The 25738-nt window shown below is 72.8% G+C and carries 24 protein-coding genes; 10 read left to right on the forward strand and 14 right to left on the reverse strand.

From position 1 onward, the window contains the following. Positions 1-51: 51 nt before the first annotated feature. Positions 52-2565 (forward strand): AAA family ATPase, encoded by a 2514-nt coding sequence (locus HUT06_RS37675; RefSeq protein ID WP_176200075.1) that lies wholly within the window; start codon positions 52-54, stop codon positions 2563-2565. Between the two features lie 106 nt (positions 2566-2671). Further along, positions 2672-3313, forward strand: coding sequence for a TetR/AcrR family transcriptional regulator (locus HUT06_RS37680; RefSeq protein ID WP_176200076.1), 642 nt, complete (start codon positions 2672-2674; stop codon positions 3311-3313). Between the two features lie 22 nt (positions 3314-3335). Here HUT06_RS37680 and HUT06_RS37685 read toward each other — a convergent pair whose 3' ends face one another. The 4 genes from HUT06_RS37685 to HUT06_RS37700 all read right to left on the reverse strand — a co-directional run bounded on the left by HUT06_RS37685 (position 3336) and on the right by HUT06_RS37700 (position 6918). Next, entirely contained in the window at positions 3336-4190 is an 855-nt protein-coding gene (locus tag HUT06_RS37685) for a glycosyltransferase family 2 protein (RefSeq protein WP_176201877.1), read from the reverse strand. Positions 4191-4213: 23 nt separating this feature from the next. Beyond that, complete coding sequence (locus tag HUT06_RS37690; protein ID WP_176200077.1) at positions 4214-5071, reverse strand: CDP-alcohol phosphatidyltransferase family protein; 858 nt, start codon at positions 5069-5071, stop codon at positions 4214-4216. After that, positions 5061-6116 (reverse strand): iron-containing alcohol dehydrogenase family protein, encoded by a 1056-nt coding sequence (locus HUT06_RS37695; protein ID WP_176201876.1) that lies wholly within the window; start codon positions 6114-6116, stop codon positions 5061-5063. The genes HUT06_RS37690 and HUT06_RS37695 overlap by 11 nt, the downstream gene beginning before the upstream one ends. A 70-nt stretch (positions 6117-6186) precedes the next feature. Beyond that, entirely contained in the window at positions 6187-6918 is a 732-nt protein-coding gene (locus HUT06_RS37700; protein ID WP_176200078.1) for a sugar phosphate nucleotidyltransferase, read from the reverse strand. A gap of 331 nt (positions 6919-7249) precedes the next feature. Between HUT06_RS37700 and ispD the strand changes: the two genes are divergently transcribed. After that, complete coding sequence (gene ispD, locus HUT06_RS37705) at positions 7250-7993, forward strand: 2-C-methyl-D-erythritol 4-phosphate cytidylyltransferase (RefSeq protein ID WP_176200079.1); 744 nt, start codon at positions 7250-7252, stop codon at positions 7991-7993. Here the strand turns inward: ispD and HUT06_RS37710 are convergent. Beyond that, positions 7985-9208, reverse strand: coding sequence for an RNA-guided endonuclease TnpB family protein (locus HUT06_RS37710; RefSeq protein WP_176200080.1), 1224 nt, complete (start codon positions 9206-9208; stop codon positions 7985-7987). The two genes, ispD and HUT06_RS37710, sit on opposite strands and share 9 nt — an antisense overlap. A gap of 103 nt (positions 9209-9311) precedes the next feature. On the opposite strand from HUT06_RS37710, the gene HUT06_RS37715 reads away from it, so the two are divergent. After that, the gene (locus HUT06_RS37715) at positions 9312-10076 is read left to right on the forward strand and encodes a glycerophosphodiester phosphodiesterase (protein WP_176200081.1); all 765 of its coding nucleotides are present in this window, start codon (positions 9312-9314) and stop codon (positions 10074-10076) included. Here HUT06_RS37715 and HUT06_RS37720 read toward each other — a convergent pair whose 3' ends face one another. The 3 genes from HUT06_RS37720 to HUT06_RS37730 form a co-directional block, all read right to left on the reverse strand. Further along, the gene (locus HUT06_RS37720; protein WP_176200082.1) at positions 10077-10607 is read right to left on the reverse strand and encodes a hypothetical protein; all 531 of its coding nucleotides are present in this window, start codon (positions 10605-10607) and stop codon (positions 10077-10079) included. 83 nt (positions 10608-10690) lie between these two features. After that, a complete protein-coding gene (locus HUT06_RS37725; RefSeq protein ID WP_176200083.1) occupies positions 10691-11464 on the reverse strand; it encodes a hypothetical protein in 774 nt (257 codons plus the stop codon). Between the two features lie 105 nt (positions 11465-11569). After that, positions 11570-12598 carry a glycosyltransferase family 2 protein gene (locus HUT06_RS37730; RefSeq protein WP_176200084.1) on the reverse strand — a complete coding sequence of 343 codons (1029 nt, stop codon included), beginning with the start codon at positions 12596-12598 and terminating at the stop codon, positions 11570-11572. Positions 12599-12892: 294 nt separating this feature from the next. Here HUT06_RS37730 and HUT06_RS37735 point away from each other — a divergent pair, with 294 nt between their 5' ends. The 3 genes from HUT06_RS37735 (at position 12893) to HUT06_RS37745 (ending at position 16072) form a co-directional block, all read left to right on the forward strand. After that, positions 12893-14563 (forward strand): LCP family protein, encoded by a 1671-nt coding sequence (locus tag HUT06_RS37735; protein ID WP_176200085.1) that lies wholly within the window; start codon positions 12893-12895, stop codon positions 14561-14563. Positions 14564-14611: 48 nt separating this feature from the next. Further along, the gene (locus tag HUT06_RS37740; RefSeq protein ID WP_176200086.1) at positions 14612-15412 is read left to right on the forward strand and encodes a thioesterase family protein; all 801 of its coding nucleotides are present in this window, start codon (positions 14612-14614) and stop codon (positions 15410-15412) included. Between the two features lie 75 nt (positions 15413-15487). Continuing rightward, positions 15488-16072 carry a hypothetical protein gene (locus HUT06_RS37745; protein ID WP_176200087.1) on the forward strand — a complete coding sequence of 195 codons (585 nt, stop codon included), beginning with the start codon at positions 15488-15490 and terminating at the stop codon, positions 16070-16072. Positions 16073-16118: 46 nt separating this feature from the next. Here the strand turns inward: HUT06_RS37745 and HUT06_RS37750 are convergent, their stop codons facing one another. The 4 genes from HUT06_RS37750 to HUT06_RS37765 form a co-directional block, all read right to left on the reverse strand. Beyond that, the gene (locus tag HUT06_RS37750) at positions 16119-19766 is read right to left on the reverse strand and encodes a protein kinase (RefSeq protein ID WP_176200088.1); all 3648 of its coding nucleotides are present in this window, start codon (positions 19764-19766) and stop codon (positions 16119-16121) included. A gap of 84 nt (positions 19767-19850) precedes the next feature. Next, positions 19851-21056 (reverse strand): MFS transporter, encoded by a 1206-nt coding sequence (locus HUT06_RS37755; RefSeq protein ID WP_217711612.1) that lies wholly within the window; start codon positions 21054-21056, stop codon positions 19851-19853. Next, a complete protein-coding gene (locus HUT06_RS37760) occupies positions 21049-21789 on the reverse strand; it encodes a DeoR/GlpR family DNA-binding transcription regulator (RefSeq protein ID WP_254715597.1) in 741 nt (246 codons plus the stop codon). Before HUT06_RS37760 ends, HUT06_RS37755 begins: the two co-directional genes overlap by 8 nt. 289 nt (positions 21790-22078) lie before the next feature. After that, on the reverse strand, positions 22079-22468 hold the full coding sequence (locus HUT06_RS37765) for an ATP-binding protein (protein WP_176200090.1): 390 nt from the start codon (positions 22466-22468) through the stop codon (positions 22079-22081). Between the two features lie 355 nt (positions 22469-22823). Here HUT06_RS37765 and HUT06_RS37770 point away from each other — a divergent pair, with 355 nt between their 5' ends. Then, positions 22824-23657, forward strand: coding sequence for a helix-turn-helix transcriptional regulator (locus HUT06_RS37770; RefSeq protein WP_176200091.1), 834 nt, complete (start codon positions 22824-22826; stop codon positions 23655-23657). Then, positions 23654-23863, forward strand: coding sequence for a DUF397 domain-containing protein (locus tag HUT06_RS37775; RefSeq protein ID WP_176200092.1), 210 nt, complete (start codon positions 23654-23656; stop codon positions 23861-23863). The genes HUT06_RS37770 and HUT06_RS37775 overlap by 4 nt, the downstream gene beginning before the upstream one ends. A gap of 15 nt (positions 23864-23878) precedes the next feature. Here the strand turns inward: HUT06_RS37775 and HUT06_RS37780 are convergent, their stop codons facing one another. Continuing rightward, a complete protein-coding gene (locus HUT06_RS37780; RefSeq protein WP_176200093.1) occupies positions 23879-24502 on the reverse strand; it encodes a DUF2867 domain-containing protein in 624 nt (207 codons plus the stop codon). A 109-nt stretch (positions 24503-24611) separates the two neighbouring features. Here HUT06_RS37780 and HUT06_RS37785 point away from each other — a divergent pair, with 109 nt between their 5' ends. Next, positions 24612-25181, forward strand: coding sequence for a TetR/AcrR family transcriptional regulator (locus HUT06_RS37785; RefSeq protein WP_176200094.1), 570 nt, complete (start codon positions 24612-24614; stop codon positions 25179-25181). Between the two features lie 33 nt (positions 25182-25214). Here HUT06_RS37785 and HUT06_RS37790 read toward each other — a convergent pair whose 3' ends face one another. Beyond that, on the reverse strand, positions 25215-25670 hold the full coding sequence (locus HUT06_RS37790) for a carboxymuconolactone decarboxylase family protein (protein ID WP_176200095.1): 456 nt from the start codon (positions 25668-25670) through the stop codon (positions 25215-25217). Positions 25671-25738: the final 68 nt, after the last annotated feature.

The following is a 25738-nucleotide window of genomic DNA, read 5'->3' on the forward strand; positions in this document are numbered from 1 at the left end:
GGCGGGCCGGGGGACGTCCCCGGCACGACACACGTGCGAGGAGCAGCCTGCATGTCGTCCCAGGTCACCGGGCGGCCGACCGGTCCCGGCGGCACGGTCAAGGATCAAGAGATCGCCGCCGAGCAGCGCTATGTCGACATCGCCTACACCCGGCTGGAGGAGATGCGCGCCGCCGCCCAGGCCATGATCCGCGAGGGCTACCGGCAGTCGCTGGCCGGCACCAAGGGCTCGCTCGTGGACCGGGACGCCATGGTCCACCAGGCGTCGCTGCGCGCCCAGGCCCTCGACATCGCCGACGACGGCCTGGTGTTCGGCCGGCTCGACCTCGCCCCCGCCGAGCAGGGGGACCGCGAGGTCCGCTACATCGGCCGCATCGGGGTGCGCACCGGCGAGCACGACTCCCTGGTGATCGACTGGCGGGCGCCCGCCGCCGAGGACTTCTACCGCGCCACCCCCGAGGACCCGCGCGGCGTCGTCCGCCGCCGCGTCCTGCACTCGCGCGGCCACACCGTCGTCGACCTGGAGGACGACCTCCTCGACCCGGACGCGGCCGACGGCATGACGATCGTCGGCGACGGCGCGTTCCTCGCCTCGCTCGCCCGCGCCCGCGAGGGCGCGATGCGCGACATCGTCGCGACGATCCAGCGCGAGCAGGACGAGGTCATCCGCGCGCCCGCCGACGGCACCGTGCTGGTGCGCGGCGCCCCCGGCACCGGCAAGACGGCCGTCGCCCTGCACCGCGTCGCCTATCTGCTGTTCCGCCACCGGCGCCGGTTCGGGTCGCGGGGCGTCCTCGTGATCGGCCCGAACCGCCGCTTCACCGCCTACATCGAGCGGGTGCTGCCGTCGCTCGGCGAGGGCTCGGCGACGCTGCGCTCGCTCGGCGACCTCGTCGAGGGGGCCGCCGCGACCGTCCACGACCCGCCGCGCCTCGCCCGCGTCAAGGGCGGCGACGCGATGGGGGCCGTGCTGCGCCGCGCCGTCGCCGACCACGCCCCCGGCGCGCCGGACGAGCTGCGCGTCGTGTTCAAGGGCATCGTCGTCACCCTCGACCGGGCCCGGCTCGACCGGCTCCGCAACGACCTCCACCGGCGCAGCCGCGGCAGCGTCAACGCGGCGCGCGGCCGGGCCGCCGAGGCGCTCCTGGACGCCCTGTGGCGCCGCTTCACCGACCTCGGCGGGCCGGAGGCGGCCGAGGCCGAGGAGGACGCCGAGACCGGCCTGTGGAACGCCATCCTGGCCGCCGACGGCCTCGCCTCCCTCGACGACGAGCCGGCGGCCCGGGGCCGGCAGAACGGCGACCCCAAGCGCGCCCAGTTCGACGCCCGCGTCCGCGAGCAGCGCACGTTCACCGACTTCCTCGTCGCCTGGTGGCCGCTCCGCCGCCCGCTGGACGTGCTGCGCTCCCTCGGCGACCCCGAGCGGCTGCGCCGCGCCGCCGGCCGCGACCTCGACCGCGCCGACGTCGAGCCGCTCGCCGCGTCCTGGGCCGGGGAGGGCGCCCCGCTCAGCTACCAGGACGTCGCGCTGCTGGACGAGCTCGACGCGCTGCTCGGCTCGCCGCCCCGCCCGTCCCGCCGCCGCAAGGCCCCGTCCGAGGACGACCCGTTCGTGGTGGACGGCGTCAACATCCTCACCGGCGAGGAGGTCGCGGACGAGACGTGGGAGCCGGAGATGCAGGAGCTGACCACGTCCATGGAGCGGCTCGAACGGTCCCGCCGCGTCGACGACGGCGTGGTGGAGGAGCGTCCCGAGTACGCGCACATCGTCGTGGACGAGGCGCAGGACCTGTCCCCCATGCAGTGGCGGATGCTCGGCAGGCGCGGCCGCCAGGCCAGCTGGACCATCGTGGAGGACCCGGCCCAGAGCGCCTGGGAGGACCTCGACGCCGCCCGCCGCGCCATGGAGGCCGCGCTCGGCGGCGAGAAGCCCGCGCGGGGCCGCCGTCGCCCGCGCAAGCCCGCGCCGCGCACGCGGCACGAGTACGAGCTGACGACGAACTACCGCAACTCCACCGAGATCGCGGCGGTGTCCGCGCGGGTGCTGGCGCGCGCGCTGCCCGACGCCCGTCCGGCCCGCGCCGTCCGCACGTCCGGGATCGACCCGGTCGTGGAGGTCGTGCCCGAGCCCGGCCTGCCCGCCGCCGCCCGCGCCGCCACCGAGGAACTCCTCGGCCAGGTCGAGGGCACGATCGGCGTGATCGTCCCCATGCCCGCCGGCGACGCCGACCGCGCGGCCCCCGCCCCGGAACCCGCCCCCGAACCCGCGCAGGCGTCCCTCTTCGACGCCCCGGCCGAGCCCGCTCGCGCCGCTGGTGCGGTGGCCTGGACGGAGGCCGACCGGGAGCGGCTCGGCGACGGCCTCCCCGAGCGGGTGCAGGTGCTGGACGTCCTGGAGGCCAAGGGCCTGGAGTTCGACGCCGCCGTGATCGTGGCGCCGGAGACCGTCGCCGCCCAGTCGCCGCGCGGCCTGCGCGTCCTGTATGTGGCGGTGTCCCGTGCGACGCAGCGGCTGACCGTCCTCACCGCCGACCCGGAATGGCGCGACACCCTGCTGAGCGGCTGACCCGCTCAGCAGGCCCGCACCGGGCCCGCGCGATGGTGATATCGGCCCGTGCGTGCGGGTTAGGCTGACGCTGCCCCCTTTCGCACGCACGGGTGAACGGAGACCAATGAGCGGCCGGAATCCCGCACCCAGGCGAAGCTACGGCGGCCGGTCGGCGGAGGAGCGCCGCGCCGAGCGGCGGGAGCGCCTGCTCGCCGCCGGGCTCGAACTGTTCGGCAGCCGCGGCTACGCGGCGACCTCCATCGAGCGGCTGTGCGCGACCGCGAGCGTGTCGACCCGCAACTTCTACGAGGAGTTCTCCGGGCGCGAGGAACTCCTCACCGCGCTGCACACCGCCATCAACGAGCGTGCCGCGCGGGCCCTCGCCGACGCCTACGCCGCCGCGGCCGGAGCCGACCTCGCCACCCGGGTCGAGCGGGCCGTCCGCGCGTTCGTCACCGTCACCGCCAGCGACCCGCGCTGGGCCCGCATCGCGTTCGTCGAGGTCATCGGCGTCAGGGCGGACCTGGAGCGGCACCGCTTCGGCTGGCGCGGCCGGTGGGAGGACACCCTGCTCACGATGGCCCGGGAGGCGGCCGAGCGCGGCGAGGCCGCCGACCGCGACCACCGGCTCACGATGATCGCCGTGATCGGGGCGGTCAACAACCTCGTCCACCACTGGTCGGCCCGCGACCAGGACGTCCCGCTCGACGCCGTCACCGCCGAACTCACGCACCTGATCCTGGCCGCGGTCACGGCCCCCAGATGAGCCGCGCCCAGATGAGCCGCGCCTAGATGATGGGCGGGCGGCCCGTCCTCGTCATCCGCCAGGCGGTGCGGTAGGAGATCGGCCGGCGCGGCCCGGCGGACTTGCGCCAGCCCTCCAGGAAGCCCTTGAACCACGGCTTGAGCGCGCTCGGCTTGCGCTCGCGCAGCACGGTCATTCCGACCCACACGGACAGGTAGGTGAGCGCCAGCGGCCACGGCAGGTTGCGCCGGGCCAGCCAGACCCGGTTGCGGGCGTTGTACCGGTAGAACATGTCGTGCCGCGTCGGCAGCACCGCCGGGTGGAACATCACCGCGGACGCGTCGTAGACGATGCGGTAGCCCGCGTTGAGGATCTGCCAGGCGAGGTCGGTCTCCTCGTGGGCGTAGAAGAAGTCCTCGGGGAGGCCGCCGCCCGCGTCGAACGCCGCCCGCCGGATCGCGCAGGCGCCGCCGAGGAACGTCGTGACCGGGGACGAGCGCTCCGGGTCGCCGGCGCGCAGCCGCGGCACGTGCCGCCGCTCGCCGCGCCCGCCCTCCGGGTCGCGGACCCGGAACGACACCACGCCGAGGTCGGGCTCGGCGGAGAACCGGTCGCGCAGGTGCGCGCCGAGGCGGGTGGAGCGGTACCAGCCGTCGTCGTCCAGGAACAGGACGACGTCGCCGCAAGACGCCTCCACGCCCCGGTTGCGTCCGCCCGGGATGCCGAGGTTCGTCGGGAGGGTGAGGGTCTTGACGCGCTCGTCGTCGAACGGCGCCTCGCCCGCGCGGTCGCCGACCGGGTCGACGCCGTTGCCGACGAGGACGACCTCGACGTCCACGTGCTCCTGCTCCAGGGCGCTGCTGATGGCGCGGGCCAGCTCCACCGGCCGGTTGCCCATCGTCAGGACGACGACGCTGAGTTTCACTTCAGCCTCCGGGAGGCCAGGATGCTGACGAGGTGGAGCAGGGTCTGCAGCACCGCGACGGCGGCCACCGCGACCGTGAGGACGCGCACCGCGGCGGGGGTCTCGGTGCCGAGCACGGTGTCGAGCACGGCCGCCGCGAGGATCAGCAGCGACAGCTCGACCGCCCCGATGATCCGGTGGAAGCGCAGCATCGACGCGGCCTGCCGGGCGAGCGCGATGCCGGTGGAGCGGGGCCGCAGCGCCCGGTCGCCGCCGGTCGGGTCGGCGGCCAGGCCCGACTTCGCCCGCGCGACGACGACGTTGTCGGTCTCGGCCTTGATCAGCGCGGCGCCGAGCGCGGCGACGAGGCCGAGCTCCACCCAGCCGCCGTTCTTCCAGCCGCCCTGCGCCATGAAGCCGAGCCCGACGAGCAGCGAGATCTCCGACAGGTAGTGCCCGATGCGGTCGAGGAACACCCCGGCGACCGAGGTCTGCCGCAGGTAGCGGGCGACCTCGCCGTCCACGCAGTCGAGCAGCAGGTACACCTGGATGAGGACGGCGCCGCCGATCGCCGTCCACAGCTCGGGCGCGGGCAGCGACACGACGGCGCCGGCGATGACGCCGCTCGCCATCATCATGTACGTGAGCTGGTTCGGGCTGAAGCCGAGCCGCAGCGCGAGCCACCCGAAGTAGGGCGACACGTCCCGCATGTAGAGGCGGCCCGCCCAGTGCTCCTCGTTGCGCCGGTCCTTCAGGCCGGGAGGCTGCCCGTACCGGCGGACGTCGGCGACCCTGGCTCCTTTGCGGTGCGGCCGCTGGTCGCCGTCGCCGGGCGGGGCCGCGGAGTCGTGCTGCCCCGGGAGCTCAGCCTCCATGGGCCTCGACATACTCTTCCACCGCCTTGCGGGTCTCGCCCTCGTCGAGATCGAGGTATTCCAAGATGGTGTAGCGGCCGGGCCGGGTCTGCGGCGCGAGCCGCACGGCCTCGCTGAACTGCTCGACGCTCAGCCCGATGTCGCCCGGCACCCGGGGCAGCCCGTGCCGGCCGAGGCAGTCGAGGATCTCGTGCAGCCGCTCCCCGCCCATGCCGAGGCGGGTGGAGCGCAGGTGGTAGCAGAACGCCGTGCCGATCCCGGCGAGCTCCCCGTGGTTCGCGGTGTCGGGGAACAACTGGTCGACGGCGTGCAGGATCTCGTGGTCGCCGCCGCTCGCCGGCCGGGAGTCGCCGGCGAACGCCATCGACATCCCGGACAGGACCAGGCTCTCGGCGAGGACGGTGAGGAACCGGTCGTCCTCGATCGAGCCGGGCTGGTGCAGCAGCGCCTCGGCGGCGGTGCGCGCCACGGTCAGCGCCATCCGGTCGACCCGCTCGCCGCACTGCTCGGCGGCGAGCAGCCAGTCGTCCACCGCGGAGAAGTTGCTCACCACGTCGCCGATCCCGGCGCGGATCAGCCGGGCGGGCGCGGCGTGCACGTAGTCGAGGTCGACGACCATCGCGAGCGGCATCACCACGCCGAACGAGCCCTTGCCGCCGTCGTGGACGAGCGAGGCGACCGGCGAGCAGATGCCGTCGTGGGACAGGTTCGTCGCGACCGACACCATCGGGATGCCCGACAGCGTCGCCGCGTACTTGGTGGCGTCGATCGTCCGGCCGCCGCCGATGCCGACGACGGCCTCGTAGGAGCCGGCGCGCAGCTTGGACGCCAGCGCGACCGCCGCGTCCACCGTGCCGCCCTCGACCTGGAACACGTCGCAGGACGACAGGGACGGCCGGACCTGCTCGGCGATCTGGTCGCCCTGGCCGGGGCCGACGGCGATCGCCACCCGTCCCTCGGTGGCGATCCGCCGGTCGGCGAGCAGTTCGCCGAGGGCCGCGACGGCACCGCGCCGCACGTCGATGGAGAGCGGCGCGTTGAGCATCCGCGTCAGCAGGGGCATGAGCCTCCTCGCTCGGGGTGGGCGCCTTGTTCCGCGTCCGGGGTGGCGCGGGTCAGTAGCCCTTGGCGATGCGGCGGGCCTTCTCCAGGTCGTCGTGGTTGTCGACCTCGACCCACGCGACCTCGCCGATCGGCGCGACGCCGATGACGCCGCCGCGGTTCACGTGCTCCTGGTAGCCGTCCTCGTAGTAGAGGTCGGGGTCGCGCTCCCAGGTGGCCTTGAGCGCGTCGGCCAGCGGCTCGGCGGCGGCCGGCTCGATCAGGGTGGCGCCGATGTACTCGCCGCCGGCGGCGGACGGGTCCATCAGCTTGGTGATGGTCTTCAGGTGGCCCGCACCGTCGAGGATGACCTTCATCTCCTCGTCGGCGAGAGTTTTCACATCGTCCACCGCGAGGAGGATGTCCGGGCCGCGGTTCGCCAGTAGCGTCTTCTCGACGCTCACCGGATGGACCGTGTCGCCGTTGACCATGAGGACGCCCTTGGAGAAGTGCTCCCGAGCCAGCCACATGGAGTAGGCGTTGTTCCACTCCTCGGCCTTGTCGTTGTGAACCAGCGTGATGCTCACGCCGTACCGCTCCTCGAGAGCCGCCTTGCGCTCCTCGACGGCGCTCGCGCAGTAGCCCACGACGATGACGACGTCCGTCAGCCCGACCTCGGCGAGGTTGCGGAGGGCGATGTCCAGGATGGTGGTCTCGCCGTCCACCGGGACCAGGGCCTTGGGGAGGGTGTCGGTGTAGGGCCGCAGCCTCCGGCCCGCACCCGCCGCCAGCACCATGCCGATCATGCTTCCTCTTTCCTCACAGGTCGAACGGGTCCGCGCGCGGCGGCGTTCCCGCCGCCGGGTCAGGACGCCAAAGTAGGCGGTCGGCGCGGCGTGCGCGAACGGGGCCGGGCCCTCGGCGGGAGCGCGGCGCGCGGGCGCCGCCGTGGCGGAGCGGCGGTGCCGGTACCGCCTGCACTGAGCCCTGCACGGCGAGGTAACCATACTCGATCCGGCGCGAGCGGGAGGGCGGGCCGCTTCTTCCGCCCTGCCCCCGTGGGCCGTCCGGTACGTTGAGCATGGCCGGCGATGCCGGGAACGGGTGCCGGGGAGAGCTGTCGGAGGATCGAAGGACATGGCGGCGCGGACGGTTGCGGTGGTGCTCGCCGGCGGGGTCGGCGAGCGCATGGGCGCGGGGCGCCCCAAGCAGCTCATCGAGGTCGGCGGGCGGCCCATCCTGGCGCACGCGGTCGGCGCCTTCGACGCCCATCCCGGCGTCGACGAGGTCGTCGTCGTGATGGCGGCCGGCCACCTGCGCGACGCCGCCGCGATCGCCGCGCCGTTCCGCAAGACCGCCGCCGTGATCGAGGGCGGCGACACCCGCACCGCGTCGACGGTCGCGGCGCTGCGCGTGCTGGACGGCCGCCCCGGCGACGTCCGTGTGCTGTTCCACGACGCCGCCCGCCCGTTCGTCGACCCTCCCGTCATCGACCGCGTCCTGGCCGCCCTGGACGACCACGAGGCCGTCGCCGTCGGGGTGCCGTCGTCCGACACGGTCGTGGTGGTGGCGGACGGCGTGGTCGCCTCCATGCCGCCCCGCGAGACGCTGAGCCGGTTCCAGACCCCGCAGGGCTTCCGGCTCGGCACCATCCGCAAGGCGTACGAGCTGGCGCTCGCCGACCCCGCGCTGCGCGCCACCGACGACTGCGGCATCGTGCACCGCTACCTGCCGGACGTCCCCATCCGCGTGGTCGCGGGCAGCGAGCGCAACCTCAAGGTCACCCAGCCCCTCGACGCCGTCGTCGCCGAACATCTCGCCACCGAGTTGACGTCCTCCTCCAGCCGGAAGGCGGAGGATTCCAACCGTTCCTCACGCTGAGAGGAGGTCGGGTTGAGGTTCGCGGTTCGTTGCCCCGCCTGGTGGCTGGAGGGCTCCCCGCGCTGCCACCGTGCGTCCCACGGCGGTGTCTTGGATGTTGCGTGCGATGGTCTGGATGTTGCGGGCGGCGTTGATGTCGGAGTTGGCCCGGTGCCCGCAGGCCACGCACCGGAACACCGCTTGGCTCTCGCGGTTTTCCGGGGCGCGGTGCCCGCAGGCGTGGCAGGTCTGCGAGGTGTAGCGTGGATCGACCTTGATGAGGCGGCCGGGGGCTTTGTGCTCCAGCCGCTGGACGAGCCGCCCCCACCCGGCGGCAAGGATCGCCCGGTTGAGACCGGCCTTGGCCCGCACGCCCGTGCCGGGCGCATCGACGGTGCCCTTGGCGGACCGGGTCATCCCGCGCACGTCCAAGTCCTCGACCGCGATCAGATCGAAGCCGGCGGCCAGGCCGGTGGTGGTCTTCTCCACCCAGTCGCGGCGCCGGTCGGCCTCCCGCGCTCTGAGCCGCGCAATGAGGGCTCTGAGGTGCGCGCGTCGGTTCGAACCCCGTTTCGCGCGCGCGAGCTTGCGCTGCAGCCGACGCAACCGCTCTGCCTCCCCGGCGGTGAGGGAAGGACCGTGCAGGAGTTCGCCGGTGGACAGCGCCGCCGACACGGTCACGCCCCGGTCCACACCCACCGCCTGCCCATTGCCCGGTGCCGGGATCGGGGCGGGGACGTGCGCGAACGCCACATGCCAGCGGCCGGCACGGTCACGGGTCACCCGGAACGACTTGACCCCGCTGGGGACGGGCCGGGACCAGCGGAACCGCACCCACCCCACCTTCGGGATCCGCACCTCACCGGTCTTGCGCGACATGCGCCGCACGTCCCAGTGTCGGCCGCGCTCCCCGACGATCCGGAACCCTTCGTGCCGCCCGGCCTTGCGCCAGGTCGGCCGGCGGTGGGTACTGGCGAAGAAGTTCGCCATGGCCTGAGCGAAGTCCTTGAGGGCCTGCTGCTGGACGATCACCGACCCGGCCCGCAACCACGCGAACGCGGCGCGGGCCTCGGTGAGCTGGCGGCACTGCTCGGCGAACCCCGGCGCACCCCCGCGACCCCGCCGCCAGCAGGCATGCTGCTCGACGGCGAGGTTCCACACGAACCTGGCATGCCCGCAATGCTCCAGCAGCCCGGCCTCCTGGGCTGGCGTCGGCTGCAGATGGTAACGAGGCATGCGCACCAAGCTAGCGGGGAGGGCCGACAGAACATGGCCGTCTGCAAATGTCGCCTCCTCACCCCCAAAGACGGGGCCTCCACCCCAGAAGGCAGGTGAACTCTTGATCTTCGAGAAATCCCCCACCGTCATCGGGCACCGCGGCTACGGGTCGGGCGACCTGCTCCCGCCCGGCGCGGCCATGCCGGTCGCCGAGAACACGCTGCCGTCGCTGCTCGCCGCCGCGGACGCGCTCCGCGACACGCCCGGCGGGGCCTGGGTCGAGATCGACGTGACCCGCACCGCCGACGACCACCTCGTGCTGCGGCACGACCCGACGACCGTGGAGGGCGACCACCTGGTCGACCTGCCCGCCACGGACAGCGGGCTGCCGCTGCTCACCGAGATCCTCGACGCCCTCCCGGCCGACGTCGCGGTGGACGTGGACGTCAAGACCGTCCTGGAGGACGCGCTGGACGAGCCGTCCCGCCGCACCGGCGCGCTGCTGGCCCCGGTCCTGCGCCGGGAGGCCAAGCGGCGGCGGCTGCTCGTCACCTCGTTCGACCCGTCGCTGCTGATGTTCCTGCGGGAGGAGCTGCCGGGCGTCCCGCTGGGGCTGCTGACGTGGCTGCGCTTCCCGCTGTGGCACGCCGTCCCGGCCGCCGCGGGGCTCGGGCTGGACGTCGTCGCCGTCCACACCGGGTCGTGCGGGATCGAGCACCCGGACACGCGCCTGCGCCCGCTGGAGCACTGCGTGGACGTCGCGCACAAGGCGGGCCTGGAGACGGTCGCCTGGTGCCCGTCCGCCGAGGCGGCGCCGACCTACGCGGAGGCCGGGTTCGACGCGATGGTCGTCAACGACATCCCCGGCGTCCTCGCGGCCGTCTGACTAGGACGCGATCACGTCGTCGTCCGGTCCGGGCATCTTGGCCACCGGGGGCGCGGGCGGCTCGGCCGCCGGAGGCGCGGACGGCTCGGCGCGGGCGCCGCGCCACCGCTGGGGCGACACCGACGCCACGATGAGAGCGGCGCCGATGAGCAGGAAGGTCCCGTTGGCGGCCATGTTCGTGTAGCCCATGAAGAAGTCCTCCGGCACGAGCTCCGGTGTGGACTGGTCCACCATCCAGCGCGGCTCCAGGACCCACAGGAGCCCGACGGCGGCCATGAGCGCGCCGGGGATGAGCGAGGCGAGCGCGGACAGCCGCGCGTACACCACCAGGCCGATCACCACGGCGCCCGCCAGCAGGACGCCGAACGACGTCCAGTCGGACGGCACCGACGTGCCGTCGAGGCTCGCGTTGAGGCCGAGGGCCACCGTCAGGCGCAGCCTGTCGACGCTGTACGCCAGGCAGCCGACGATCAGCGGGGTGGCGACGACCCCGGCGAGCGCGCCGATTCCGTGCCGGGCGGCGTTGTTCATCGCCGGCTCCCGTTCCGTGGGGGTGTCAGGGCCCGCTCACGGTACAGAGGCCGCATACCGGGATGATCACGTCCCGGTCTCGATCACTTCGGGCGGTTGCCGCCGTACATGCGGGTCCACTCGCCGGGGCCGTCGTCCTCGTCGTCGGCGGACGGCTCCGCCTTCTTCTCCTGCGCGGGCGGCGTCGGGGACGACGGCGGGAGCGGCGGCGGGCCGGACGAGGCGGGCTGCGCGGGCGGCTGGCCGTACTGGGGCTGAGGCGTCCCCTGCCAGGACGGGCTCTGCGCCGGGGCGCCCATCGGCGCCGGTGCCCCCAGGGGCGCCGGAGCGCCGGGCATGGGGTGCGCGGCGCCCGGCATGGGGGGCGGGCCCATCGGCGCGGGCGGCGGGCCGGCGAAGCGCGGCGCGGCGCCCGCGGGGGTGCGGGCCTTCCAGCGGGACGGCGCCAGCGACGCCACGAGGAGCATCACGCCGAGCAGGAAGAAGATGCCGAGCGAGCCGAGCGTCGTGTAGCCGAGGTCCATGTCGCGCGGCAGCACGTCTCGGCCGGGGTGGTCCACGGCCCAGCGGGGGGACGCGAACCAGACCAGGCCGATGGCTGTGAAGACGGCGCCGGGGATGAGCGAGGCGAGCGGCGACAGCCGGCTGCCGGTCACCAGGCCGAGCATGATGCCGACCAGCAGGACCAGCCCGGCGCCGATCCACATCTCCTTGCCGTGGTAGCTCTGGAACCTCGCGAAGCCGAAGGTGAGGACCAGGCGCAGCTTGTTCGCCCCGTACATCAGGCACGCGGCGACCGCCGGTGCCACGATGAGGCCGACCAACACGCCGAGGCCGTGGCGTGCTCCGTTGGACATGTCCACCCTCCAGGGCCCGAGGTTCGCGGGCGAGATCCCGTCGAACCTAACCCTGAGACGCACAGCATTGCACGTCAGTTCGGTGGTGGATATACCTTCTGCCCGCTACTGGACGCTTTCGCCGGGTTTCACCGGGGCGGGCTGGCCGAGCCGCGGCGGGCTCGTCAGGAACCCGACGCCCCAGGTCACGTGCATCGTCGCGAACACCAGCGGCAGCCGCACCCAGGCCGCGAGCGGCAGCCCGCGCCCCTCCACGGCCGCACCCGCGATCATCGCGGCCGCGTAGCCGCCGGGCAGCAGCCAGCCGGGCCAGAACCCGAAGGCGCCGGCGATCACGCCCGCCGCCATCGCGACCACCGCGATCGGCGGCGCGAGGTAGCGCAGGTTCAGCGTCCCCTGGTGCTCGCGCCCGACGACGCGCCGCCAGCGCCCGGTGTGGAAGTACTGCTTGGCGAGGGCCCGCAGGTTCGGGCGGGGCCGGTAGGTGACCCGCATCCGCGGGGTGAAGAAGATCCGGCCGCCGGTCTCCCGGATGCGGTGGTTCATCTCCCAGTCCTGCGCGCGGACGAACGTCTCGTCGTAGCCGCCGACCCGCTCCAGCGCGCTGCGGCGGAACGTGCCGAGGTAGACGGTCTCGACCTCGCCGGCCTCGCCGCCGGTGTGGAACCGGGCGTTGCCGACGCCGAGCTTGGACGTCATCGCGCGCGCCACGGCCTTCTCGAAGGGCGTGACGCCCTCCGCCGCCATGATGCCGCCGACGTTGTCGGCGCCGGTCTCCTCCATCGTCTCGACGGCGGCGCGGACGTAGTCGGCGGGCAGCAGCGAGTGCCCGTCCACCCGGACGATGATCGAGTACTGCGAGGCCTTGATCGCGATGTTGAGGCCCTGCGGGGTGCGCCCGGTCGGGTTGGCGACGACGAGCACCCGCGGGTCCTCGGCGGCCAGCTTCCGGGCGATCTCCTCGGTGCGGTCGCGGGACGGCCCGATCGCGAGCACGAGCTCCAGCTCGCCGGGGTACTCCTGGGTCAGGATGCCGCCCACGGCGTCGGCGAGATGCCGCTCCTCGTTGAGGACGGGCATCACCACCGATACCGCGGGCCAGGTGCGTTCACCGGAGTCGGGACGGGTCTTCACGGCGTAGCGGGTTTCCTGGTTCGTGGCGCGATGTGCACGGGGAGACGAATTCATGTGGGCTCGCGGACGCGCGCCGTCCGGAAGCCGGAGGCGGGCGCCCCTTCCTCTCTCTTGCTCGCTTGCCTGACGCAGCCCACGCCACCCAGGTTCGCGTGCGGGCCGCCGGGGTGTGGTCAAGACGGCGCCACGTTACTGCAAGGACACGAGGTCCAGGTAGCGAACGGACGGGTGTCGCCCACTTTAGAGTGGTGGGGACGCACGGCGGAACGTGATCTTCGGGAGGCGGCGGCCGGCATGGCAGACGGGCACGATTCGGGTCGCGGCGGCCCTCGCTCGCCGGAGCCCGACCCGCTGGAGCGCTACTTCCGGCCGCGGCCGGGCTCCCACGCGGCGCCGGACGGCGACGGCGGCGACGACATCGAGGGCGTCACGATCGACGGGATGCCCGCGCCGCGGGTGGCGGTCGACGGCCCGCGCGGCCCGCGCCGGCCCGGCCGGGGGCTGAGCCCGCGCGCCGCGATGAGCGCCCGCCGGCAGAAGCGCTTCCTCACCCTGACCGGCACGATGTCGGTGTTCGTGCTGCTGACCTCGGGCGGCGCGTGGGCGTTCCAGAACTACGTCACCGGCATGATCGACAAGGTGTCGGTGAACGGGCTCGGCAAGGGCGCGGACGGCCCCAAGGGCGCGATGACGATCCTCGTCGCGGGCGTCGACCGGCGCGAGGGGCTGACGAAGGAGCAGCAGAAGGCGGCCAAGCTCGGGCACGACCAGGGCGAGCGCTCCGACACGATGCTGCTGGTGCACGTGTCCCGCGACCACGACCGGGTGTCGGTCGTCAGCCTGCCGCGCGACTCCTACGTCACGATCCCGGCGCACAAGTCGAACGGGGCGGAGGGCGCGAAGGGGGCGCGGGTGCCGGCCCGTCCGGGCAAGCTGACCTGGGCGTACCAGTTCGGCGGGCCCGACCTCACGGTCAGCACGATCAAGCAGGCGACGGGCGTGTCCATCGACCACTACGTCGAGGTGAACTTCTTCGGCTTCGTGCACATGGTGGACGCGCTCGGCGGCGTGGACGTGTGCACCGAGGAGGCCGTGAACGACCCGAAGAGCGGGCTGAAGCTGCCCGCCGGCAAGTCCCACGTGGACGGCCTGAAGGCGCTCGCGTTCGCCCGCGCCCGCTACACGCTGACCGGTGGCAGCGACCTCGGCCGCATCGAGCGGCAGCAGCAGTTCATGGCCGCGATGATGAAGCAGGCGCTGTCGACGAAGACGCTCGGCGACCCGGTGAAGTCGACGAAGTTCCTGAACGCGGCGCTGAAGTCGCTGCGCGTGGACGAGAAGCTGGCCGACGACCTGCCGAAGCTCGCCGACCAGATGAAGAACCTGTCGACCGACGACCTCACGTTCGCGAAGGTGCCGCTCGCCAACCCGGACTACAACACCGTCCTGTGGAACGCGCCGACCACCCAGTCGACCGTCCAGTGGGACCGGGGCGAGGCGCAGGACCTGTTCACCCGGATCAGGCGCGACCAGCCGCTGGCCAAGGAGACCCCGAAGCCGAGCGCCACGCCGACGAAGAAGCCCGAGGAGGAGCTGACGGTGCCGCCGGAGGAGATCTCCGTCCGCGTGCTGAACGCGATCGGCACCCGGGGCCTGGCGACGAAGGCGGGCGGGCAGCTGCGCGACGTCGGCTTCAAGGTGACGGTCGCGCCGGGCGTCGCGCGGCGCGGGCTGCAGACGACGCAGATCCAGTACGGCCCCGACCGGGCCGACTCGGCGAAGACGCTGGCCGCGGCGATCCCGGGCGCCAAGCTGAAGAAGGTGAGCTCGCTCGGCTCCCGCGTGCAGGTCATGGTCGGCGCGGACTGGGACGGCGTGGAGAAGGTGAAGGTGTCGCCGAGCACGTCGCCGTCGGCATCCCCCGAGGTGGAGACGGGTACGGCCACCTCCAAGCTTTGCGCCTGACGCCCCCGTCACTAGAATAATATTCTAGTGGACGTGGGAGGGAGCCGCATGACCGAGGACGTGCCCGCCGAGGCGTTCTACGAGCCGCTGGGCGAGGGCCGGTTCGCCGGCACGGTCGCCACGGCCGGCCCATGGTCGCCGGGCCTCCAGCACGGCGGGCCGGTGTCGGGCCTGATCGGCCGGGCGTTCGAGCGGCACGACCCCGTCCCCGGCACCCGGGTGGCCCGCGTGACGGTCGAGATCCTGAGCCCCGTGCCGGTCGCCGAACTGGACGTGCGCGTCCGGACCGTCCGGCCCGGTAAGCGGATCACCCTGCTCGAAGGCGAGATCGCGCACGAGGGGCGGACGGTCGTCCGCGCCGCCGCCTGGCGGATCATGGCGGCCCCGGCCCACCTGGACTCGGTCGCGCACGCCCCCGCCCCGCCGCCCCTCCCCGGCACGACGCCGCCGTTCGAGCCATGGCGCGACCTGCACATGGGCGGCTACCTGTCCGCGATGGAGTGGCGGCCGGTCGACGGCAACTTCGGGCAGCCGGGCCCCGGCACGACGTGGGCCCGCGCCCGCGTCCCGCTGGTCGCCGGCGAGCCCGACACGCCGCTCGTCCGGGCGCTCACGCTGGCCGACAGCGCGTCCGGCATCGGCAGCCAGCTCGACCTCGCCAAGTGGCTGATCATCAACACGGACCTGACCGTCGCACTGCACCGCGACCCGGTCGGCGAGTGGCTGTGCATGGCCGCGTCCCTGGACGCCAGCGCCGGCGGCAGCGCCCTCTGCCAGGCCACCCTCGCGGACCGCTCCGGCGAGATCGGCCGGGCCCTGCAGACCCTCCTGGTGGACGAGCGCCGCTGACCAGGTTTCCGCTCTTGATCACTCTGGGTAGTGGATCAGTGACAGATCGAAGTCACCTATCCAGGAGACCAGAGGATGTCGACAAGGATTCTCGGCCTGCTCACCACGACCGCCGCCGCCTCGGTGGCGCTCACCGCCGGCATCGCCGCCGCCGCGGCCGCGGCGCCGCCGCCCGCACCCGATCCGGCCCCGCCCGCGGTGGCCCAACCACCGGCGGCCCAACCACCGGCGGCGGATCAGCCCGCCGCGGACAAGCCCGCCGCGGACAAGCCGTCCGAGGCGGAGGCGCCGTCGCAGGCGGCCCCGCCCGCCGCGGAGCAACCGCCGCAGGCCGCCCAGCCGGAGTCCAAGCCGTCCACCAAGGACGCCGAGGACACCAAGAAGGGCAAGGAACTCAAGGAGTGCGCGGACGCCGACTGCGAAGTGAAGATCCGCGACGGCCAGGTGATCAAGTTCGCCAAGAAGTACAACATGGCCCCGATCCGCATCAGGGTCGAGGGAAACCGGATCACCTTCACCAGCCGGGGCCAGGGCACCGCGATGGAGAGCACGATGAACGCCACGCGCTCCAGCTCCAGCGTGACCTACAACGGCATCACGTTCAGCCCCAGGCTGAACAGGGACGGCTCGATCACCATGAAGGTCTCCCACGACGACTGACCTGCGCCACTGGGGGACGGGCAACGCGCCCGTCCCCCAGCGCTCACTACTGCGGGTCCGGGCAGATGGTTCGGTAGGGGACGCCGGAGGGGACGTACTTCGTCCATTCCTTGCGAGTCAGGGAGCGGCCGGCAATGGCGCAGGCGGCGCCGGTGGCGTTCGCGGGCATGGCGATGTTCCAGCGGCGGAGGACGGCGGCGCCGTCGGTCGTCGTGAGGGTCTTGTCCCCGGCGTCGAAGGCCACGGCGGTCACCGCTTCGGTGTGGCCGGTGAGGGGCGAGCCCAGCTGGCGGTGGCTGGCGACGTCCCAGAGCAGGGCGCTGCCGTCGGCGCCGCCGGTGGCGAGGGTCCGGCCGGAGGCGTCGAAGGCCACCGCGGTGACCTGGCCCTTGTGGCCGCTGACGGGGGCGCCGCGCGACTGCCGGGTGCGGACGTCCCAGAGCGAGACCGCCCCGTTCCCGCCGGTGGCGAGGGTCCGGCCGTCGGGGCTGAAGGCGAGCGCGGTGGCCGAGCCGGAGGGGTTGTCGAGCACGCCGAGGTCGCGGCGGCTCGCGATGTCGAACAGGTGCACCGCCGCCCCCATCCCGGCCGCCAGCGTGCGGCCGTCCGGGCTGAAGGCCAGCGAGGCCACCTGCTGGGACGAATCGCCCAGCACGGCGAGCATGCGGCCGGTCCGGGCGTCCCAGAGCTGCACCTTGCCGTCGACGACCGGCGTCGCGATCTGGGTCTGCGCGCCGCCTCCGGTGGCGAGCATCCGGCCGTCCGGGCTGAGCGCCATCGCGTTGAGCATGGACCCCGGGCCGCCCTCGAACGGCCCCGCCCAGCGCCCGCCGGACCACACGGAGATCTGGCCGTAGGTGTTGCCCGAGGCGATGCTCTTCCCGTCGGCGCTGACGGCCAGGGCCGTCGCCAGGTTGTCGGCGAGGTTCGGCGGCGGGCCGATGGGCCCGGCCAGGCGCCCGTTGGTCGCGGTGCTGTAGGACGAGTAGGCGACGCCGACCCTGCCGGGCGCGTGGGCCACGGCGAGGGCCCGCCCATCGCCGCTCGTCGCGGGCAGGACCACCTCGTCGGCCTTCTTGACGGGGACGAAGGGGCCGGGGAGCGGCTGGTGGACCTTCACGTCCCACATCCGCACGGCGTTCTTCCTGTCGGACAGGCCGGGCACACCGCTGACGGTGACCAGCGTCCGCTCGTCGGTGAAGGCCCCGGCGAGGACCTGCTCCTGGCCGGTGTCGCTGATGGCCCCTGCGCGCACGCCCCGCGCGACGTCCCACATGTCGGCGCCGACGAGCAGGGTCTTGCCGTCGGGCGTGAACAGGGGCCTCTGGACGTACTCCGTCTTCATCGGGATGCGCGTGCCGAGCGTCCTGCCGCTGCCTGAGTCCAGCAGGCGGATGGTCTTGTCGTGCCGTGCAGCGATGGTCTGGCCGTCCCGGCTTAGCGCGACCTCGTCGACCGCGCCGGGGATGGTCCCTTTGCGGCGGCCCGTAGGCACGTCCCATACCTCCAGTGCGCCTGGCAGGGCGAAGACGGCTGTTGCCGTGTCCGCGCTTAGCACCGCCTTGCTGCCTTGGTAGGAGCGGGGCAGGTAGCTGAAGGACGAAGGGAAGGGCATGCTGCGGGTGCGCTGCCGGGTCTGCGCGTCCCAGACGGTGACTCCGTCGGCGCCGATGACGGTCAGTGTCCTGCCGTCCGGGGAGAAGGCCACCGAGGAGGCGTGGGCGATGGGCAGGTCGCCGAGCGGCTTGCTCGTGGCCACGTCCCACAGCCGGACGGTGCCCTTGATCACGTCCCCGGCCGCCCCGGGCTTCTCCGAGGGGTTGCCCCTGCTGCCGGCGGCGGCCAGCACCCGGCCGTCGGGGCTCAGCGCCACGGGGAGGGTGAGATCGTCGCGGTAGTCGGCGTCGGGCAGCAGGCGCAGCGGCGGTCCGAGCTGCTTGCGGGCCTTCACGTCCCAGACCGCGACCGTGCCGTCGTCGTTGCCGAACGCGAGCCGCCCGCCGCCCGCCGAGACCGTGATCGGGTTCGGCCCGTACCCGCTGACGGCGCCCCGGCCGGACCGCGTGACGACGTCGAGGAGGGCGGCGCGGCTCTCCGGCGTCTCGTGGACGCGCTGCGCGGCGACGGCCAGCAGCGCCGCCGTCTCCGGGGTGCCCGCGAACTGGCGGCTCTGCGCGGCGAGCTGCTGCGAGGCCGCGATGTCGCGCTCCTCGCTCCCCGACCGCTGCGCCTGGATCGCCCACCCCGTCGCGCCCAGCGCCGCCACCGCGGCCACGGCCAGGACGCCGGCGATCACCCGGTTGCGGCGCTTGTGGGCGTACCGGGCGCGGGCGCTGGCGTCCATGAGGGCCCGTTCGAGCCGGCTCAGCGCGGGCCGCCGCGCGCCCGAGGTGGCCCAGCGGACGGCCTCGTCCATGTGCGCCCCGGTCAGGACGTCGGCGCGGCGGCGGCCGTGCTCGGCCCAGGTGCGGGCGGCCTGCCGGATGCGGTGGTGCGTGCGCAGGCCGTCGCGCTCGGCCTCGACCCAGCCCCGCAGCCGAGGCCAGGCCCGCAGCAGCGCCGGGCGGGTCAGCACGAACTGGCCGCCGGACACCAGCAGCAGCCGCCCGAACGCCTGCACCACCTGGCGCAGCGCCTGCGCCTCGGCGTCGTCCTGGCGGTCGAACAGCTCGTCTTCCGGGATCGGGCGCGTGGTCAGGCCGCCGTCCTCGCCCGGCACCACGAACCGCAGGAACAGCTCGGGGACGAGCCGCTGCGCTGCGGGGTGCAGGGCGGCGTAGGCGTCCTCGGCGACCTTGCCGAGGGCGGGGTCGCCCGGCTCCCACCGGGCCTCCAGGACGGCTTGCGCGGCACCTGCGGCGACCAGGTCGGAGCCGTCGCGCGGGTCGCCGGTCAGCGCGGTGAGGATCTCCGCCGCGGACGGCCTGGCCAGCGGCTCCTTCGCCAGCGCGGCCCCGACCAGCGGGCGCAGCGTCTCGGGCAGCACGTCCAGGTCGGGCTCGTGCGTGCGCACGCGGTGCGCGATCTCCGGCAGCGCGAGGCCCTTGAAGGCGTGCTCGCCGGTCGCGGCGAACAGCATGATCGCGCCCCAGGCGAACACGTCGGCCTCCGCCCCGGCCTGCCGTCCCGCGTACACCTCGGGGGCCATGTAGGGCAGCGTCCCGGCGAACGTGCCGGCGTCGGCCGAGCGGGTGTCCAGCACCCGCGCGATCCCGAAGTCGATCAGCCGGGGCCCGTCCGGGCCGAGCAGCACGTTGCCCGGCTTCAGGTCCCGGTGGACGACCTTGGCCCGGTGGATGGCGGTCAGCGCGGTCGCGATCCCGATGCCGAGCCGGTGCAGGTCGTCCCCGGCGAACAGCCGCCCGTCCCGGTCGGCGGTCCCCCGCACGACCGCCTGGAGGCTCAGCCCGTCGATGTACTCGCTGACGATGTAGGGACGCGGCGGCTCCAGCCGCACCTGAAGGATCCGCGCCGTGCAGAACGAGGCGACCCGCTGCGCCGCCCGGGCCTCGGCCGCCATCGCCTGCAGCTCCTTGGGCGACTCCTGCGCCCCGTGCAGCACCTTGACCGCCACCCGTGTCCCGTCGGGGGCGTAGGCGTCGTAGACGACCCCCTGCCCGCCGGCGCCCAACCGCCCGGCCGGCCAGAACTCCCCGATCCGTTCGGGGTCCCCCGGCTCCAGCGGATCCGGCATCCGATCACTCCGTCCGTCACGTCACCAGTGCTTGATCACCAGCCGCTGTGACGCTATCGGTCACTTCGGAGTTCACCGGAAATGTCAGCCGAGTCTGTTCGGTGCCTCCTCCACGGGGTGGACGGCGTCCGGCGCCCTCTGGGGCGTGCGCAAGATGCCCGCTGTGGCGGCGGCAACGGCGCACAGCACCACCGGCAGGAAGAACGTCAGATTCAGCGGCATAACGTGCGTCAGCGGGCCGATGACGGCGGGCCCGGCGAGCATGCCCAGATAACCCAGCCCGGCGACACGCGAAACGTTGGCGCCGATGGCGTCCGGATCGTGGTGACCGGCTGCGCTGAACAACTGAGGCACGCACCCGGACAACCCGGCCCCGGCCAAGGCCCAGCCCACGAGCGCCGACGGGACCCACGGCGACAGCGCCGCCACCGCCAGCCCGAACGCACCCAGAGCAGCGCCGTACCGCAGGACGGCGACCGGCCCGAAACGCGCCGCCACCCGATCGGCCAGCAGACGGCCGATGGTCATGGCAGTGGAGAAGGCCCCATAAGCAAAGGCGGCCGTAGCGGCGGAAGCGTCCAAGGCGTCACGCAGATGCAGGGTGCTCCAGTCGTTGGCCACGCCCTCCGACAACATGACCATCAGTGCGAGGGCGGCCATCATCCAAATCCGCCTGGGCGTCCGGGTGCGTGCCTTACCCCCGGCAGCGGTCCCGTGAGTGGCATCACCAGGCAGCAGCGCCGGAGCGGTCAGCACAGCCGCAACAACCCCGAACACCGCCGCTGCCCCCAGGGACACCGCCGGAGACCAGCCCCACCCGAGTGTGCGAGCACCGACCAACGCAGCCAGAACGCCCCCGAGCGAGAACGTCGCATGGAACGCGGACATGACGGGCCGCCGATAACCCCGCTCCACCTGCACGGCGTGGGAGTTCATGGAGACGTCCAGGGTGCCGTTGCCGACGCCGAGCACCAGTAGCGCCGCACCCAGCGTCCAGGCGTTCACGGCAAGGGCAGGCAGGATCAACGCAGCGCTGCACAACACCGCACTCAGCGGCACCATGACGCGGGCACCGACACGATCGATGAACCGACCGGCGCCCTGCATCCCGGCAACGGCCCCCGCGCCGAGCAGCAGCAGGAGCCAGCCGAAGACGGCGTGCCCCACTCCCACCCGGTCCTCGATGACCGGGATGTGGACGATCCACATGCCGAGCACGAAACCGTTCAGCCCGAAGTAGGCGAAGGTGGCCGCCCGTCCCGCCCGCAACTTCCTCCGCTCGTCAGACAAGGCGGACGTCCACACCGGCGTCGCGAAGCCGGGACACCGCCGCCGCGGGTGCCGAGCGGTCTGTCACCACCATGTCGAGCGTGGCGGCGGGGCAGACGAGCCCGAGGCCGGTGCGTCCGAACTTGGCCCCGTCGCACACGGCGACGACGCGCCGGGCGGAGGCGATCGCGGCCCGCTTGACCGGCACCTCGTCGAGTTCGTGCGCGGTGAGCCCGTGCTCGGCCGACAGCCCGCAGACCCCGAGGACGGCGGTGTCGACACGCAGCGAGCCCAGCGATGCCTCGGTCAGCGGTCCGGTGAACGCCAGCGCACCCGGCGCGGTCCGCCCACCGGGGACCAGCAACCGCACCTGCGGCGCGCCACTGAGCGCGTTGGCCGCGTGCAGATCGAGCGGCACGACGGTGAGCCGCCGCCCGACGATCGCACGGGCGACGGTAAGGGTGGTGGTGCCCCCGTCCAGGATGACGGCCTCCCCATCGGCGAGCAGCCCGTCCACCTCGGCGGCGATCCGCTCCTTGGCGTCGACCGCCTCCTGCTCCCGGACGGCGAACGGCATCGCCTCACCGCGCAGCAGCAGGCTCACCGCCCCGCCCCGCACCCGCCGCAGCACCCCGCGCTCGGCGAGCTGGTCGAGGTCGCGCCGGATCGTCATCTCGGACGCCCCGGTCTCCTCGGCCAACTCCCCCACCGACACCCGCTCGGTGGTCCGCAACCGCTCAATGAGCACAGCCACCCGCTCCGAACTCTCCACACGTGAGATCGAACATCCCCAATGTGCGAAAGTCAAGAGGCCGATCGCGCCACCCGGCCAAGGGCTTCATCCGCCCGTGCGGCGGCCTGGGCGAACGCATGGGCTTTGGCCGCCATGCACGTCCGGGGAAGCAGGTCCCGCCCTTCCACCCCGGCGAGACTCGTCCAGTACCGCGACTGGCAGGCCAACTCGTCCCGCAACTCGACCAGAGCAGCAGCAACCGCCCGCCGCTCACCAGAGGCCGCCCGCGACAGAACGCGCCTGAAAACCATTACGCGACGTCCCACGCCGCCCACACCACCTTGCCGACGGCGAGCGTGTACAGCCCCCAGCCGGACGCGAGCGACTCCGCCAGCATGAGGCCCCGCCCGCCCTCGTCGAGCAGAGCGGCGTCACCGACCTGAGGCAGCGCCGCACTGTCATCCCGCACCTCGACGACGAGATGCGCGGCGCACAACCGGAACCGCACGAGCATCATCGCGATACCGCGCGCCTCGATGTCCGTCCCGCCCGGCTCGCCCGTCGCCTCCAGCGCATTGCTGACCAACTCGGAGAGAACCTGCTGGCAGGCCCACCGGCGGGCTTCGTCCACCTCCCACGACCCGAGCAGCGCACGAGCGAAGTACCGCGCGACGGGCACCGCGGACGGTAGGGAGGCCACACCGAGCGCCTCCACCCGAACCGCCCCACCACCCACCGGCGGCCGCGCCCCAACCACGGCGCCAACAGACACCGACATCATCGTCTCCTTCGTTTCCGGGGGCTAAGTCACCGACCACAGATGCGCGACATGCACGTATCTTCGCCGCGAACGAATCGGACCCCGACGAGCCGCCACACCATCCGGGCGAATCAGAACATGCGCCACGAATTGCCCCGCGAACGCCTGCCCATCTCGGAGAGCCGAAAGGTTCGATGACCGAATTCCGGTGACCACCATCACAGGCAGAGTTACTCTGTGCTACGACCCCAATACATCCCAGAAGTCACCCCCACCCCCAGGTAGAGGCCCCCCAATGCCCAACGACCAAGACGGTTACACGCGGGACCCGCTCCTTCGCAGCTTCGGCGCGGTCCTGCGCGCCCACCGAGAGGCCGCCGGCCTGTCCCGCGCTCGGCTGGCTCAAGCGCTCGGATGCCAGGCGGGCTGGATCGAGAAACTGGAGACCGCCCAGAAGCCGCCTTCCGAGCAGACGGCCGAGGACTTGGACGTCTTCTTCGAGACGTCGGCCCGCGCGTTCTGGCACATGTGGCGAGAGATCAAGCGGGAGGGCAAGCACCTGGCCGCGCCACCCGGCTTCTCCCGGTACACCGAGATCGAGACAGGATGCGTCGCGATGCGCTCCTTCGAGGCCTCGACAGTGCCCGGCCTGCTCCAGACTCCGGCCTACGCACGTGCCGTCATGAGCTCCGGCCTTCCCCTGGACGCGCTTGAAGAGCGCGTCGCCGCCCGCATGGCACGCCAGGAACTCCTCACCCGCGACAACGCACCCCGCATGTGGTTCGTCCTGGACGAATCCGCGCTCCGTCGCCCCGTCGGCGGCCCCAAGGTGATGGACGAGCAGCTCACCAAGCTGATCGAGGCGGCGACGACAAACCCACGAGTAGAAATCCGGGTACTGCCCTTCACATCCGTCACCTACGCCGCTTTGGACGGTTCGTTCAAGGTCCTCAGCCTTCCCGGAGGAGTCGACCTCGCCTACCACGAGGGTCCCGAGATCAGCCATCTGATCGAAAACGGAACAGCCGTCGCGGAGTACAGAGTACGTTTCGACTTGGTCATGGGAGAATCTCTCCCGACGGAGGATTCCCACAAGACGATCAAGAGGATTCAGGAGAGCTACACGTGAGCACCACGGACCACCCGTCCGCAGCCTCGTGGCGTAAGAGCAGCCGCAGCACCGGCCAGGGCGGCGACTGCGTGGAGATGGCAGCCATGCTCCCCGCCATCGCCATCCGCGACTCCAAGGACCCGGCCGGACCTCACCTCGTCGTCAGCGCCGCCACGGCACAGACCTTGATCGACGCCATCAAGCGGGGCCGCCACGACCTCTGATTTGCTGCGGCAGTTTCATCTACAGGCGGCCTCGGCATCAAGGCCGGGGGCCTTGGTGGTCGGGGGGCGGGTTTGCCAGGCGTGTTCCCATTGGCGGGTCAGTAGTGGGTAGACGATCAGGTGGCGGAAGGGTGCGATGAGGGCCATGTAGAGGCGGCCCAACAAGCCGTTTGTCTTGACCAGGACGGCCATTCGCAGCTCGTAGTCACCGGTCGCGGCCGGGGCCCAGCCCAGGTGCATGATGCCGTGGACGGTCTTGTTCGCCAGTTCGCGGACGTCCTCGTTGGCGAGCCGGTACACGGGTGAGAACGGTGAGTCGCCCGGATCCGGGACGGTGGTCTCTGCGAGGTCGTCCGGTAGGCGGTCGCGCACCGATTCGACTCTCGCACCGAGTCCCGTGCCGGGCTCGTCCCATCCGAGGAGGCGGCCGAGTTTCCAGCGCACCGCGAACAGGAACTTGACCGGAGCGGGCTGCTTGCTGAATCCGCCGGCGTTCCGCAACAGCTCAAGGATCACGGGGAAGTCGTCCGGTCCGGCGCCGGGGGCGCGGTAGGACCACACATCCAGCAGTTGGAAGTCGGGCGCGATGGCGTGGATTCGCCAGGGCTGCTGCATGTGGGCTGACTTGGAAAGCCGCATCTTCACCTCGTCGGGGGTGCGGGCATTGGCGCCGGCGGTCGTCTTATACGGTGACGTATAGCAACGTAACTTGTTTATACGGTGGCGTATATGTGAGGTGAGGCACACGATGGGCGTTCCTCGGACACCGCGGGAGCACTGGGTCGAGGAGGGGCTGCGGGTGCTGGCCACGGGCGGCCCGGACGCCGTGCGCGTCGAGGCGCTGGCCAAGCGGCTCGGCGTCACCAAGGGCGGGTTCTACGGCTACTTCGCCGATCGCGACGCGCTGCTGGAGGCCATGCTGGACGCCTGGGAGCGGGAGAGCGTCGACGAAGTGCTCGACCGCGTCGAGAAGGAGGGCGGCGCCCCGGCGGCCAAGGCGCGGCGGGCGGGCATGCTCACCTTCTCCAGCGAGCGGCTGCTCCCCATCGACCTCGCCGTCCGGGACTGGGCCCGGCGGGACGCGGCGGTGGCCGAACGCCTGCGGCGGGTGGACAACCGGCGCATGGGCCTCCTGCGCGAAGTGATCGGCACCTTCTGCTCCGATCCGGACGAGATCGAGGCCCGCTCCCTCATCGCCTTCTGCGTGGCGATCGGACACCACTCCCTCGCGGCCGACCACGAGGGCCGCGACCGGGCGGCCGTCCTCGACCGCGCCGCCGCCCTGGTCTTCAGCACTGGCCGGGGCGCCCCGGAGTGACTCGCGGGGGCGCGTCGGCCGGTGGGTTGCGGGTTAGTCCCAGGTGGCGCCGGCGGGGATGCGGAAGGTCGTGTTGATGCGGTTAAAGAAGTTGGTGATGGCCACCATCAAGACCAGGGCGCCCAGTTGGCGCTCGTTGTAGTGGCGGGCTGCTTCGGCCCAGATCTCGTCGGTGACCGCGCCCGGTCGGTCGGCGAGGCGGGTCGCGGCCTCGGTCAGTGCCAGGGCCGCGCGCTCGGCGTCGTCGAAGAGCGGGTTCTCGTACCAGGCGGCCACTGCGAGCAGCTTCTCGGGACTGACGCCCGCCTTGGCCCCGCTCTTGCCGCCGGCGTCGACGCAGGCGCTGCAGCCGTTGATCTGGCTGGCCCGCAGATGGACCAGTTCGAGCGTCTGGCTCGGTACGCCGCCGCTGTACACCTCCTTGAACAGATGCTCGACGCCCGTCATGATGCCGGGCTGGTTCGCCGTGTTCTGGATGCGTGCCGTCATTTCCCCTCCAAGGGTTGTTGGACGGCACTACGACGTCCGGGAGCGGGGCAAGGTAACGCGTTACCTCA

It is taken from the genome of Actinomadura sp. NAK00032, from assembly GCF_013364275.1.
Taxonomy (GTDB): Bacteria; Actinomycetota; Actinomycetes; order Streptosporangiales; family Streptosporangiaceae; genus Spirillospora.

Coding starts and splice junctions, on each gene's coding strand:
- HUT06_RS37680 (WP_176200076.1), top strand. CDS start 2,672: ATGAGCGGCCGGAATCCCGCACCCAGGCGAAGCTACGGCGGCCGGTCG.
- HUT06_RS37785 (WP_176200094.1), top strand. CDS start 24,612: ATGGGCGTTCCTCGGACACCGCGGGAGCACTGGGTCGAGGAGGGGCTG.
- HUT06_RS37790 (WP_176200095.1), bottom strand. CDS start 25,670: ATGACGGCACGCATCCAGAACACGGCGAACCAGCCCGGCATCATGACG.
- HUT06_RS37740 (WP_176200086.1), top strand. CDS start 14,612: ATGACCGAGGACGTGCCCGCCGAGGCGTTCTACGAGCCGCTGGGCGAG.
- HUT06_RS37770 (WP_176200091.1), top strand. CDS start 22,824: ATGCCCAACGACCAAGACGGTTACACGCGGGACCCGCTCCTTCGCAGC.
- HUT06_RS37695 (WP_176201876.1), bottom strand. CDS start 6,116: ATGCTCAACGCGCCGCTCTCCATCGACGTGCGGCGCGGTGCCGTCGCG.
- HUT06_RS37750 (WP_176200088.1), bottom strand. CDS start 19,766: ATGCCGGATCCGCTGGAGCCGGGGGACCCCGAACGGATCGGGGAGTTC.
- HUT06_RS37690 (WP_176200077.1), bottom strand. CDS start 5,071: ATGGAGGCTGAGCTCCCGGGGCAGCACGACTCCGCGGCCCCGCCCGGC.
- HUT06_RS37735 (WP_176200085.1), top strand. CDS start 12,893: ATGGCAGACGGGCACGATTCGGGTCGCGGCGGCCCTCGCTCGCCGGAG.
- HUT06_RS37710 (WP_176200080.1), bottom strand. CDS start 9,208: ATGCCTCGTTACCATCTGCAGCCGACGCCAGCCCAGGAGGCCGGGCTG.
- HUT06_RS37745 (WP_176200087.1), top strand. CDS start 15,488: ATGTCGACAAGGATTCTCGGCCTGCTCACCACGACCGCCGCCGCCTCG.
- HUT06_RS37725 (WP_176200083.1), bottom strand. CDS start 11,464: ATGTCCAACGGAGCACGCCACGGCCTCGGCGTGTTGGTCGGCCTCATC.
- HUT06_RS37675 (WP_176200075.1), top strand. CDS start 52: ATGTCGTCCCAGGTCACCGGGCGGCCGACCGGTCCCGGCGGCACGGTC.
- HUT06_RS37685 (WP_176201877.1), bottom strand. CDS start 4,190: ATGGGCAACCGGCCGGTGGAGCTGGCCCGCGCCATCAGCAGCGCCCTG.
- HUT06_RS37780 (WP_176200093.1), bottom strand. CDS start 24,502: ATGCGGCTTTCCAAGTCAGCCCACATGCAGCAGCCCTGGCGAATCCAC.
- HUT06_RS37700 (WP_176200078.1), bottom strand. CDS start 6,918: ATGATCGGCATGGTGCTGGCGGCGGGTGCGGGCCGGAGGCTGCGGCCC.
- HUT06_RS37720 (WP_176200082.1), bottom strand. CDS start 10,607: ATGAACAACGCCGCCCGGCACGGAATCGGCGCGCTCGCCGGGGTCGTC.
- ispD (WP_176200079.1), top strand. CDS start 7,250: ATGGCGGCGCGGACGGTTGCGGTGGTGCTCGCCGGCGGGGTCGGCGAG.